This is a genomic window from Rhodanobacter koreensis (assembly GCF_054782855.1).
This window is the reverse complement of sequence record NZ_BAAGRR010000002.1, coordinates 650,790-663,198: the sequence shown is the minus strand read 5'-3', so window position 1 is coordinate 663,198 and position 12,409 is coordinate 650,790. Positions and strand designations below refer to the sequence as shown.

The 12,409-nt window shown below is 64.4% G+C and carries 12 protein-coding genes; 6 read left to right on the top strand and 6 right to left on the bottom strand.

The window, feature by feature from the left end:
• Window positions 1-35: 35 nt before the first annotated feature.
• From ACYVKM_RS08880 to ACYVKM_RS08855, 6 genes are all read left to right on the top strand, one after another.
• Window positions 36-1,037: an NAD(P)H-quinone oxidoreductase gene (locus tag ACYVKM_RS08880; protein ID WP_460877808.1), complete on the top strand. Its 1,002-nt coding sequence runs from the start codon at window positions 36-38 to the stop codon at window positions 1,035-1,037.
• Window positions 1,038-1,151: 114 nt separating this feature from the next.
• Complete coding sequence (ada, locus tag ACYVKM_RS08875; RefSeq protein ID WP_460877235.1) at window positions 1,152-2,231, top strand: bifunctional DNA-binding transcriptional regulator/O6-methylguanine-DNA methyltransferase Ada; 1,080 nt, start codon at window positions 1,152-1,154, stop codon at window positions 2,229-2,231.
• On the top strand, window positions 2,228-2,974 hold the full coding sequence (locus ACYVKM_RS08870) for a 2OG-Fe(II) oxygenase (protein WP_460877234.1): 747 nt from the start codon (window positions 2,228-2,230) through the stop codon (window positions 2,972-2,974). Before ada ends, ACYVKM_RS08870 begins: the two co-directional genes overlap by 4 nt.
• Entirely contained in the window at window positions 2,971-3,627 is a 657-nt protein-coding gene (gene alkB, locus ACYVKM_RS08865) for a DNA oxidative demethylase AlkB (protein WP_460877233.1), read from the top strand. Before ACYVKM_RS08870 ends, alkB begins: the two co-directional genes overlap by 4 nt.
• A gap of 91 nt (window positions 3,628-3,718) precedes the next feature.
• The gene (locus ACYVKM_RS08860; RefSeq protein WP_460877232.1) at window positions 3,719-4,648 is read left to right on the top strand and encodes an MBL fold metallo-hydrolase; all 930 of its coding nucleotides are present in this window, start codon (window positions 3,719-3,721) and stop codon (window positions 4,646-4,648) included.
• A gap of 135 nt (window positions 4,649-4,783) precedes the next feature.
• Window positions 4,784-6,394 (top strand): tryptophan halogenase family protein, encoded by a 1,611-nt coding sequence (locus ACYVKM_RS08855; RefSeq protein ID WP_460877231.1) that lies wholly within the window; start codon window positions 4,784-4,786, stop codon window positions 6,392-6,394.
• 27 nt (window positions 6,395-6,421) lie between these two features.
• Here the strand turns inward: ACYVKM_RS08855 and ACYVKM_RS08850 are convergent, their stop codons facing one another.
• From ACYVKM_RS08850 to ACYVKM_RS08825, 6 genes are all read right to left on the bottom strand, one after another.
• Complete coding sequence (locus tag ACYVKM_RS08850; RefSeq protein WP_460877230.1) at window positions 6,422-6,874, bottom strand: GNAT family N-acetyltransferase; 453 nt, start codon at window positions 6,872-6,874, stop codon at window positions 6,422-6,424.
• A 1-nt stretch (window position 6,875) separates the two neighbouring features.
• Window positions 6,876-7,220 carry a tRNA-binding protein gene (locus tag ACYVKM_RS08845; protein WP_460877229.1) on the bottom strand — a complete coding sequence of 115 codons (345 nt, stop codon included), beginning with the start codon at window positions 7,218-7,220 and terminating at the stop codon, window positions 6,876-6,878.
• Window positions 7,217-8,506: an NAD(P)/FAD-dependent oxidoreductase gene (locus ACYVKM_RS08840; protein WP_460877228.1), complete on the bottom strand. Its 1,290-nt coding sequence runs from the start codon at window positions 8,504-8,506 to the stop codon at window positions 7,217-7,219. Before ACYVKM_RS08840 ends, ACYVKM_RS08845 begins: the two co-directional genes overlap by 4 nt.
• Before the next feature lie 125 nt (window positions 8,507-8,631).
• On the bottom strand, window positions 8,632-9,507 hold the full coding sequence (gene galU, locus ACYVKM_RS08835; protein ID WP_460877227.1) for a UTP--glucose-1-phosphate uridylyltransferase GalU: 876 nt from the start codon (window positions 9,505-9,507) through the stop codon (window positions 8,632-8,634).
• Complete coding sequence (locus ACYVKM_RS08830) at window positions 9,508-11,403, bottom strand: polysaccharide biosynthesis protein (protein ID WP_460877226.1); 1,896 nt, start codon at window positions 11,401-11,403, stop codon at window positions 9,508-9,510.
• On the bottom strand, window positions 11,390-12,406 hold the full coding sequence (locus ACYVKM_RS08825; protein ID WP_460877225.1) for an MraY family glycosyltransferase: 1,017 nt from the start codon (window positions 12,404-12,406) through the stop codon (window positions 11,390-11,392). The genes ACYVKM_RS08830 and ACYVKM_RS08825 overlap by 14 nt, the downstream gene beginning before the upstream one ends.
• Window positions 12,407-12,409: the final 3 nt, after the last annotated feature.

Here is a 12,409-nt window from a genome sequence, read left to right as displayed (position 1 = left end):
TGGGGTCTCCTGCAAGAAACCGCACCATGTCCACCATGCAAGCCATCGAGATCGTCCGGCCCGGCGCCCCGGACGTACTGCAATTGACGCAGCGGCCGATTCCGCAGCCGGGTCCGGGCGAGGTGCTGATCAAGGTGGCTGCCGCCGGGGTCAACCGGCCGGACGTGTTCCAGCGCCAGGGCAACTACGCGCCGCCACCGGGCGCGTCGGACCTGCCCGGGCTGGAGGTGGCAGGCATCGTGGTCGAGGGCGATCTGGTCGGTGACAACCCGTTCGGCCTCAAGCACGGCGATGCCGTATGCGCCCTGCTCACCGGCGGCGGCTATGCCGAATACGCGGTTGCACCGCTGGCGCAATGCCTGCCGGTTCCCGTCGGATTCTCACTGGTCGAGGCGGCCGCACTGCCGGAGAACTTCTTCACCGTGTGGAGCAACGTGTTCGATCGCGGGGAACTCGGCCATGGCGAACGCGGCGCACATGAAACCCTGCTGGTACAAGGTGGTTCCAGCGGTATCGGCGTCACCGCGATCCAGCTGGCACACGCATTGGGCCATCGTGTGTTCGCCACCGCCGGCAACGCGGAAAAATGCGCGGCATGCGAAAAGCTGGGTGCAGAACGCGCCATCAATTATCGCGAGCAGGATTTCGTCGAGGTGTTGAAACAGGCCACCGCAGGTCGCGGTGTGGACGTGATTCTCGATATGGTCGCCGGGGACTACATCCCGCGCGAGATCGACGCGCTGGCCGACGGCGGTCGGCTGGTTTTCATCGCCACGCTCGGCGGCGGCAAGGCCGCCATCGATGCAGGAGCGATCATGCGGCGGCGGCTAACCCTGACCGGATCGACCCTGCGGGTACGCCCCATCGCGTTCAAGGCCGCACTGGCCCGCAAGCTGCACGAAAAGGTCTGGCCACTGCTTGAAGCGGGCAAGTTGCGCCCGATAATTCATCAGGTGTTTCCCGCCACCGAAGCCGCGAGTGCACACGTCCTGATGGAAAGCAGTGCGCATATCGGCAAGCTCGTGCTGCAATGGTGAACCGGAGCCGCATGTTTTCGGGATTCACGAATTCGAGCGCAAGAGTCGGAGTGTTTCCCGCGCCAGCGATGCGTAGATTGGGCAGCACGAGATAAACCGCTGGAAGGAGTACCCATGAAAGCCTCCGTGAAAAATGCCGAACTGGCCACCGCCATCCACAACGATCCACGCTGGGCCGCCGTGCAGAGCCGCGATGCGCGTGCCGATGGCACATTCTTCTATTCGGTCAGGACGACCGGCGTGTATTGCCGCCCCTCCTGTGCGGCCCGCCCGGCGCGGCCGGAAAACGTGGCGTTCCATGCCACGGCGGCCGAGGCCGAACGCGCCGGCTTCCGTCCATGCAAGCGCTGCAAACCCGATCAACCGTCGCTGTCCGAGCAGCACGCAGCCAAGGTCACTGAAGCCTGTCGCCGGATCGAAAGTGCCGAGACGGCACCGGCGCTGGAGCAGCTGGCGAAACAGGCCGGCCTGAGCCCGTTCCACTTCCATCGCGTGTTCAAGGCGGTGACCGGCGTGACACCCAAGCAGTACGCCACGGCACATCGCGCCCATCGCGTGCGCAACGAACTGGACCGCAGCGATACGGTGACCTCGGCGATCTACGACGCCGGCTACAACTCCAACAGTCGTTTCTACGAAACTGCCAGCCAGGTGCTCGGCATGACACCGTCCAGCTACCGTGCCGGTGGCATCGACAACGACATCCGCTTCGCCATCGGCGAGTGCTCGCTCGGTGCGATCCTGGTCGCGCAGAGCCAGCGCGGCGTCTGCGCGATCCTGCTCGGCGACGATCCGGATGCGCTGGCCCGCGACCTGCAGGATCGCTTTCCGAAGGCGAACCTGATGGGTGGCGACCGTGCGTTCGAACAGCTGGTGGCGCGGGTGGTCGGCTTCGTCGAGGCCCCCGCGATCGGTCTGGACCTGCCGCTGGACGTGCGCGGCACCGTGTTCCAGCAGCGCGTCTGGCAGGCACTGCGCGCGATTCCAGCCGGCAGCACTGCAAGTTACAGCGAGATTGCCCAGCGCATCGGCTCGCCCAAGGCAGTGCGTGCAGTCGCCCAGGCCTGCGCGGCGAATACGCTGGCGGTGGCCATCCCTTGCCATCGTGTAGTGCGCAACGATGGAGGTCTGTCCGGCTATCGCTGGGGCGTGCAGCGCAAGCGCGCCTTGCTGGAACGCGAGGCCTCGCGGTGAATGCCCAGCTGCGTGGCACGAATGCCGCCGCAGCCGATGACACGCATGCGAGGCTGCACGTGCTCGACTGGACCCGCATCGCCGACGAACTGGACGCGCAGGGCTGCGCGATGCTCGAATCGCTGCTGTCGCCGCAGGAGTGCCGGGCCTTCGCCGACCTGTATGCCGATGAGTCGCCGTTCCGAAGCCGTGTCGTGATGGAGCGACACGGTTTCGGGCGCGGCGAGTACAAATATTTCAGCTATCCGTTGCCGGCACTCGTCGCCAGCCTGCGCACCGCGATCTATCCGCGCCTGGTACCCGTCGCGAACCGCTGGAATGCGGCGATGGGCATCGCCGTGCAGTACCCGGCCACGCATGCCGAATTCATCGAGCGCTGCCATGAGGCCGGCCAGACGCGTCCCACTCCGCTGCTGCTGCAGTACGGCGCGGGCGACTACAACTGCCTGCATCAGGACTTGTACGGCGAGCATGTGTTTCCGTTGCAGCTGGCTATCCTGCTGTCCGAGCCAGGGCGCGATTTCAGCGGCGGGGAGTTCGTGCTGACCGAGCAGCGTCCGCGCATGCAGTCGCGGCCGGAAATCGTGCCGCTGCGCCAGGGCGACGCCGTGATCTTCGCCGTGCATCACCGTCCGGTACAGGGTGTACGTGGCAGCTATCGGGTGAACCTGCGCCATGGCGTGAGTCGCGTGCGCGCCGGTCACCGGCATACCCTCGGCATCATCTTTCACGACGCCACATGACCACGGCGGACCTGTTCGGCAACGTGACCAGCCCTGCACGCCGGGACGAGCCACTATGCGATGGCGCGATGGTGCTGCGCGGATTTGCGCTGGCGGATGAGGCCGCGCTGCTGCAGGCGCTCGACACGGTGGTCACGCATGCACCGTTCCGGCATCTGGTCACGCCCGGCGGGTTCCGCATGTCGGTGGGCATGACCAATGCCGGGCTGCTGGGCTGGGTCAGCGATCATCGTGGCTATCGCTACGACCCGATCGATCCGCTCAGCGGCAAACCCTGGCCCGGGTTGCCGGAAGCATTCCTGCGGCTGGCCACTGCCGCCGCCGCACATGCCGGCTTTGCCGGCTTCGTACCGGATGCCTGCCTGATCAACCGCTACGAACCGGGTACACGGCTGAGCCTGCATCAGGATCGCGACGAGCACGATCTCGGGCAACCGATCGTGTCGGTTTCGCTGGGCATGCCGGCAGTGTTCCTGTTCGGCGGTGCGCAACGTGCGGATCGACCGATCCGTGTGCCACTGGCACATGGCGACGTGGTGGTCTGGGGTGGCCCGGCGCGGCTGAGCTACCACGGCGTGATGCCGCTCAAGCCGGGGCATCACGAAGCACTCGGCGGAATCCGCATCAACCTGACGTTTCGCAAGGCCGGTTAGGGCCGGAATGCCATCCGGCTCGACCAAGGTGCAAGTGCCGTCCTCGGCACGACTTGCTACCCTCGGTGAATCGGCCCATCACGAGACAGGCATGGCTACCCACGGCATTCACACCATCGACACCGGTTTCGTGCGGCCACGGTTCGATGCTGCATATCTGATTGTCGAGAGCGGCCGTGGTGCCTTCATCGACTGCGGCACCAACCATTCCGTGCCGCGCATGCTGGCCGCGCTGACGGACGCCGGGATCACCGCTGCGGAAGTGGACTGGCTGATCCTCACCCACGTGCACCTGGATCATGCGGGTGGCGCGGGCGAGCTGATCGCGCGATTGCCGAACGCGCGGCTGGTCGTGCACCCGCGTGGCGCACCGCACATGATCGATCCGTCGGTGTTGTGGGCCGGTGCCAGTGCGGTATATGGCGACGCGGTGATGGAGCAGACCTACGGGCGTCTGCGACCGGTTCCGGCCGAACGGGTCGTCCAGGCAGCCGACGGTCACGTGGTCGATCTCGCGGGACGGCCATTGCGCTGTATCGACACGCCCGGTCACGCCAAGCATCACCTCACCGTGTTCGACGCGCGCGCAAAGGTGTGCTTCACCGGCGATGTCTTTGGCCTCTCGTATCGCGAATTCGATACCACGAACGGGCCATTCATCCTGCCCACCACCTCACCGGTGCAATTCGACCCGGACGAGCTGCACGACTCGATCGATCGCCTGATCGCCTTGCAGCCTGATGCGATGTATCTCACCCACTTCGGCCGCATCGAAGGCGTCGCCCGACTGGCAGACGACCTGCATCTGCAGATCGACGCCATGGTGGCGCTTGCGCTGGAGGCGGCCGCCGATCCAAACAGACACGCCAGACTGGTCGATGGCCTCGCCGAGTTGTATGCCGCGCGTGCCAATGCGCACGGCTGGACCCAGGGGCGTGCGGCGCTGGAGCAACTGCTGCACATGGACATCGAGCTGAATGCACAGGGGCTGGAAGTATGGCTGGATCGCACCGCTCGCTGAATCGCCGCACCGGCCACGAAAACGCCAGCTCATCGCAGCCAGTACCTGATCGCGGAGCACCGGCACCGGCTATTGACCGCAACCCCGAAATGGATTCCTCTTGGGCGTCGCCTTGACAAGCCAGTGACCTGTGCCATGCCAGACACCGCCGCCCCATTCAACGAGCCTGTTGCTGCGCATCACGCTGGCACGCGGATCGAAACCGATCCGCCGGTGCGCCGGATCGTCGTGGTCGGCGGGGGCACCGCAGGCTGGATGACGGCGCTGACCCTGGCCAACTCGGCCTATGGGTCCAGGCTTGAGGTCACCGTGATCGAGTCGCCGCAGGTCGCCACGATCGGCGTGGGCGAAGGTTCGACACCGTTCCTGCGCCGCTTCTTCGAGGACCTCGACATCGAGGAAGCCGAATGGATGCCCGCCTGCAACGCGACCTACAAGAACGGCATCACCTTCGACAAGTGGTCGACACGGCCCGGTTTCGAGAGCTACTTCCACGCGTTTGCGTCGATGCTCGACAACCTGACCATGACGCAGTTCATCAACAACGTGCATTCGCGCCTGAACCATGCCGACGTGCACGCACATCCTGACCGATTCTTCATCGCCAGCCGGCTGGCACGCGACTGCCGGGCACCCAAACCGGCGCACAGCTTCCCGTTCGACATCTGGCATGGCTACCACTTCGACGCCACCCTGCTTGGCGCCTTCCTGCTCAGGAAGGCGCAGGAGCGCGGCGTGCGCCATATCGCGCGCCACGTGAACGAGGTGATCCTGAAGGACAATGGGGATATCGGTTCGCTGCGCCTCGAAGGCGGCGAGACACTGGATGCCGACTTCTTCATCGACTGCACCGGCTTTGCCTCGCTGCTGATCGGCAAGGCACTGAAGACCCCGTTCGTGCCCTATGCGGAGAACCTGTTCAACAATGCGGCGGTTGCGCTGGCGACGCCCATCGACGGGCCGATCATGTCGCAGACCATCTCCACCGCACTCAAGAACGGCTGGGCCTGGAAGATTCCGCTGACCAACCGTTACGGCAACGGCTACGTCTACAGCACCGACTATTGCTCACCCGAGCAGGCCGAGACGGAACTGCGCGCGCATCTCGGCGTGCTGGATGCCGACGTGCCTGCGCGCCACCTGAAGATGCGTGTCGGCCGTGTCGCCGAAAGCTGGAACCGCAACTGCCTCGCGGTAGGCCTGGCGCAGGGGTTCATCGAGCCGCTGGAGGCCACCACCCTGCTGTTCGTCCAGAGGACCGCGTACATGTTCGTCGCGGCGCTGGAAAAGGGCGACCTCGGTGCCGAGGCGCGAGCGAGCTTCAACCAGACGATCAACGTCCAGTTCGAGGGTACCCGCGATTACATCGTCACCCACTACAAGACCAACACACGCACCGACACCGACTACTGGCGCGCCAACGCAGCCAACACCCACTTGTCGAACCCGCTCAAGCATTTGCTGACGACCTGGCTGTCCAGCAAACCGATCATCCCGGGACTGAAAAAAGGTGTCTTCGGCCAGGGCTATCCGACCATGTCCTGGTACAGCCTGCTTGCCGGCGTGGGACTGTTCCCGGATCTGCAGCACATGCGGCCGCCCACGCCCGAAGAGGCACAGCATGACCTCGCCCAGATCGACAACCTGCTGGAGCGCAGCGCGATGAATTACCCCGACCAGCGCGAGCTGCTGCAGCGGATTCCGCTCAAGTCGAGGGAGCCATCGCTGCAGGTCTATCTCTGGTAGGCAATCGGTTCCGGAGAATGTGCAGCGCTAACCCGCCGCATCAAGCGACTTGGTATAGGCGTGCTGGGTTTTTCGATGGACATAGCCCAGGCGCTGGTAGAACGGATGCGACTGAAGCCGTGTCACATTGGAGCGCACCGAAATGGCGTCGAATCCCTGCTGGCGCGCCCAGTGTTCGGCATCGCTTACCAGCACATGCCCGATACCGCCGCCCCTGGCTGCGGCATCCACCACCAGGCCGACGATCTCGATGCGTTCGCCGGACTCCAGCGTGAGCCGGCGCTCGACGGCAATCCAGCCGAGCAAGGTGCCGTCGGCAGCTTGGGCAACCATCACATGCTGTTGCGGTTGCGGCAGCAATGCGGCGAGCCGGGCGACCATGGTCTGCGCCTCGGCCGGATAGCCAAGCTCGCCGGCCAGTCGTGCGATTTCCGCAGCATCCTCGACACGGGCACGCCGCAAACGGGGCGCATCCGGCATGTCAGGCCAACCGGGTGCCGTTCGGCACCGCGCGCTCGATCGCCGTGAGCACCACGCCATCATCGGTCGGGAATCCGGTCAGCAGGAATTGCGAGCGGAATGGGCCGATCTGTTTCTCCGGGAAATTGATCACGCCGACGACCTGCCGGCCGAGCAACTGCTCGGCGCTGTACAGCGCGGCAATCTGTGCGCTGGTCTTCTTCTCGCCGTAGGGACCGAAATCCACCCATACCTTCCACGCCGGCTTGCGCGCTTCCGGAAATGATTCCACCCGGATCACCGTACCGGCGACGACCAGCACTTTCTCGAAATCGCCCCAGCTGATTTCACCTACCTGCTCACTCATCCTTCCAGCCTCGTCTTCAGCCAATCGTGGCCTTGTTGCCACCAGTAATTCGCCTGCGCGCCAAGATAGCCCAACGGCCGATGCGTACGGCTCAACCCGTAGTCGGCAAACTGCTTCCAGCCATCATCACCTTCGGCGACTGCCGCCGCCAGCAGTTCACCGGCCGCGCACGTCGGCGCCAGGCCGTGTCCACCGAATGCCTGTCCCCACCATAGCCCGTCCCCACTGCCGCCAATCTGTGGCATCTGGTGGCGTGCATAGCTCATCAGGCCTGACCACGCATAGTCGATCTTCACCCCTTTCAGCTGCGGAAACACTCGCAGCAAGTCCTTCGTCAATACCCGCTGTACCGCATTCGGCGAACGATTGCGGATCGAGATGCGTCCACCCCACAGCAACCGCGTATCCGGCAGCGCGCGGTAGTAATCGAAGGCAAAGCGACTGTCGTAAATCGCGGCATGGGTATGCAGGCATTCGTCCAGTCGATCACGCAGCGGTTCGGTCACCATCACGTAGGTGGCGATCGGCAGGATCGCGCGATCGATCGATCGCTGCAGACCGGCCAGATAACCGCCACAGGCCAGCACGACCTGATCGGCCAGCAACTCACCCTGGGCGGTGCGCAGGCGCCATTGCAAGCCTTCGCGGCTCAAGCTGCGCACGCCGCTGTCTTCATGAATGCGTACGCCCTGCCCGGCTGCGGCCACGGCAAGACCGATCGCGTAATTCAGCGGATGCAGATGCAATGCATCACGTTCGTACAGGCCATCGTGATAACGCTCGCTGCGGATGAGCCCACGCAACTCATCCTGCGGCAGCCATTGCCACTGCACACCATACTGCTCGGCCAGCAACTGCTGGCGCTGGCGTAGCACGCCGGGATCGCGAAACCAGTTGGCCCAGATCACGCCCTGATCGACCGCATCGCAGGCAATCGCGTAGTCGGCGATGCGCTGGCGGATGCGCTGCACTGCCTCGGTGGTGAGCTTGAACAGCGCCTGCGCACGCACCGGGCCCAATTGCTCGAGCAGCGACTGCTCGCCAAGCGAGTAACCGGCGAAGACGAAACCGCCGTTGCGGCCGGAAGCACCGAAGCCGACCTGCTCACGCTCCAGCAGCACGACATCGCGCACGCCGCGTTCGGCCAATCCCAGCGCCGTGTTCAATCCCGCATAGCCGCCGCCGATGATCGCCACGCGTGCATGCGCGCGGCCCTGCAATGGCGCGAAGGGCTTGTACGGCGTAGCCGTGGCGCGGTAATAGGAGCTGACCGGAGATGGTTTCATGCAGCTGCTGTGACTCCCGCCCGTACCTGTTGCCGATCAAGCATAGCCAACCGCCGAACCGATCAACAGCCGCATGGATGCGCACGCTGCGTGACCGCGCGCATCATGGCTGATCCCGCAATGATTCAGAGCTGATCGAGGAAGGCTCGCACCGTCGGTGCAAGCTTGGGATCCTGCATCGCCATGTGCATGGTGGCGCGCACCAGGCCCGCCTTGTTGCCGCAGTCGAAACGGATGCCTTCAAAGCGGTAGGCGAGCACCTTGCCCTGCTCCTTCAACAACGCCTCGATCGCATCGGTGAGCTGGATTTCGCCGCCGGCACCCGGCGTGGTCTGTTCCAGCAACTGGAAGATGCGGCCGGGCAGCACATAACGGCCGACCACCGCCAGGTTCGACGGCGCATCGGCAGGCTTGGGCTTCTCCACCATGTGACGGATTCGCGCGCTGCGTTCGTCCACCGGCACGGCATCGACGATGCCGTACTTGTCGGTCTCGTTGTGCGGCACTTCCTCCACCGCGATGACACCCGCGTGCTCGTGCTCGCAGATCTCGGCCATCTGGCGCAATGCACCCTTGCCGGCACCGTTCCAGATCAGGTCGTCCGGCAACACCACACCGAACGGTTCGTGGCCCACCACGGGCTTGGCGCACAGCACGGCATGGCCCAGGCCCAGCGCCTCGGGCTGGGTCACGAAAATCGCACGCACGTGTCGCGGCAAGGTGCCCTGCACCAAGGCCAGCAACTCGTCCTTGCCCTTCTCATGCAGCTTCGCTTCCAGCTCGTAAGCCTTGTCGAAGTAGTCGGCGATCGCGTGCTTGTAGCGGTTGGTGACGAAGATCAGGGTGTCGGCGCCGGCATCCACCGCCTCATCGACGGCATACTGGATCAGTGGCTTGTCGAGTACCGGCAGCATTTCCTTGGCGACCACCTTGGTTGCCGGCAGAAAACGCGTGCCGAGGCCTGCCACGGGAAACACGACCTTGCGCAGAGGCTTGCTCACTTACTGCTCTCCAGTTTCGTTACGGCGGATCGACACCACATTGTCCGGTTGCGCCGATTCGCTCCAGCGAAACGAGGGCAGCAAGCTGGACACGCAGCGTCGAAGCTCTTCTTCATCGAATATGTCGACCGCGTCGGCTGCCTTGTGCAGCAGCGCCTCCAGCAACTCCCACGATACTTCGCGGTACTGCGCGAGGAAGATCTTGGCATGTGCGGTCGCGCTGTAGTTTTCCAGCGGATGGAACAATTCCTCGAACAGTTTTTCGCCGGCACGCAGTCCGGTGTAGACAATCGGAATCTCGCTGCCGGGCTTCTTGCCGGCGAGACGGATCATCTGCTCGGCCAGATCGCGGATCCTCACCGGCTCGCCCATGTCGAGCGCGAAGATCTCGCCGCCATTGCCGATGCTTGCCGACTGCAGAATCAGCTGGCAGGCCTCGGGGATCGTCATGAAATAGCGCGAGATCTCCGGATGGGTAACGGTGATCGGGCCACCTGCGCGGATCTGTTCCCGGAACAGCGGCACCACCGATCCGGCCGAATCCAGCACATTGCCGAAGCGTACGGTCATGAAACGGGTGCTGGCGTGCGCGTTGAGGTTCTGGCAATAGATCTCGGCAACGCGCTTGCAGGCGCCCATCACGCTGGTCGGGTTGACTGCCTTGTCGGTCGAGATCAGGACAAAGCATTCGACCCCGACCTCGCGCGCCGCATCGGCCACCGTGCATGTGCCCAGCACATTGTTGCGGAACGCCGCGCGCAGCTGTCCCTGCAGCATCGGGACATGCTTGTAGGCGGCCGCATGGAACACCACCTGCGGCCGGGTTTCGGTGAACACCTTGCGCATGGCGGCCTGGTCGCCACAGTTGGCCAGGATGCCCTCGAGAATCAGCTCCGGGAAATCCGCGCGCAGCTCCTGGGTAATGCGGTAGAGGTTGTATTCGCTCTGCTCGACCACGACCAGCGATTGCGCGCCGAGCCGGGCCACCTGGCGGCACAGTTCCGAGCCGATCGAACCACCGCCGCCGGTTATCAGTACACGGCGCAGGGTCAGGGTCTCGCGGATGGCAGTCCAGTCCAGCTCTACCGCATCGCGGCCGAGCAGATCCTCGATCGCCACTTCCTTGATCTGGTTGAACTGTGCCCGGCCGGCCACCACATCCTCCAGCCGCGGGACTGTCCGGTATGGCAGATCGGTCGCATCGCACAGCGATACCACCCGGCGCATTTCGGTGGTGGAGGCTCCCGGCAAGGCAATCAGCAACATGTCGACGGCCGTCGAGCGTGCCACCTCGGGCAACTGATCGAGACGACCCAGCACCGGATGGCCGTTGATGCTGGCGCCACGCAGGCTGGTCTTGTCATCGACGAAACCGACCACGGCGTAGCGATTGTCACGACGCAGATCGCGCGACAGCGCCTCGCCTGCCCCATCCGCGCCCACGATCAGAACCCGCTTCACAACCTGGTTGTGCAGCAGATCGTTACGGCTGTCCTTCCAGTAGCGATAGATCAGCCTAGGGCCACCGAGCAGCACCGCCAGCAGGATCGGGTAAAGCAGCAGCACCGAACGCGGCACGCCATCGAGCCGGTTGTACAGGAACAGCGCCAGGTAGATCGCCACCCCGCCCATCACCACCGCGCGCAGGATGTTCCACAGATCCGGCAGGCTGGCAAAGCGCCAGACGCTCTTGTACAACCCGGTCCAGCGGAAAATCAGCCCCTGCACCAGCAACACGATCGGGAATTCGAGCAGTCGATAACCGACGATCTCGTCGGGCTTCAGCGCATAGCGCAACAGCTTGGCGATCCACCACGCCAGCGCCGCCATCGCCAGGTCGTGCAACACGACTGCAATGCGCGGATGAATGAAACCGACAAGTTTACGCAGTGGCATGGCGGGCCTTGAAGGAAGGGTGGCGCAAACAGCGACGTTTCAACGAAAGCCACAGGGCTGCTGCCGCAAGATAAACAGCCATGGTAATCGGCAGCGCCAGCCGCAGATGACTCCAGGCCAACCAGGTCAACGGTGCCGCGATCAGCAGATTCCAGGCCAGATACCCCGCATCCGCACCCGCATGCGTCCCGTTGCGGCGCACCAGCCACTGATACAGATGCTCGCGATGCGCAGTGTACCAGCGGCGCCCACGCCACATGCGCGTGAGCAGGGTCATGCTGGCGTCCACCACGAACGCCGACGACAGCAGCAACACCGGCCACAGCAAATCATGCTCGATCCGCCACAGCATGGCGCTGAACGCAAAGATCAGCAGGCCGACGCTGCCGCTGCCGACATCGCCCATGAAAATCCGCGCCGGCGGGCGGTTGTAGCACCAGAATCCCAATGTCGCCGCTGCCAGCGTCGCTGCCGCCAGGGCCAGCATCGGCTGCGCCGCGGCCCACGCAAGCCCCGCCAGGCCACAGGCCACGAAGACGACCTGTTGCGCCAGCAGGCCATCGATACCGTCCATGAAGTTGTGCAGGTTGATGCTCCAGGCACCACCCGCCAGCAGCAATGGCAACCACCAAAACGACAGCCCCGTCGCCAGCACGGCAACGGAAAACCCGAGCACCGCCAGCAGCTGCATCGCCAATCGTGGCAGCACCGGTAGTGAACGGTGATCATCCCACCAGCCCGCCAGCGCCACCAGGATCAGTGCACCAAGCAGCCCGACGATCACGCTGGACGGCCATGCCAACGGGAAGCTCCACCAGACGCCGGACAGGCAGATCAGCATCGCCAGCACGATGCCGATGCCACCACCGCGTGGCGTGGGCAGCCGATGCGAACGGCGTTGTCCCGGCTGATCGAGCATGCCACGCCGGTGCGCATAATCGATCGCACCGCGCACCAGCAGCAGGGTGATCAGAAAAGCGGCGAGCAACCATCCATTGGCCATCGC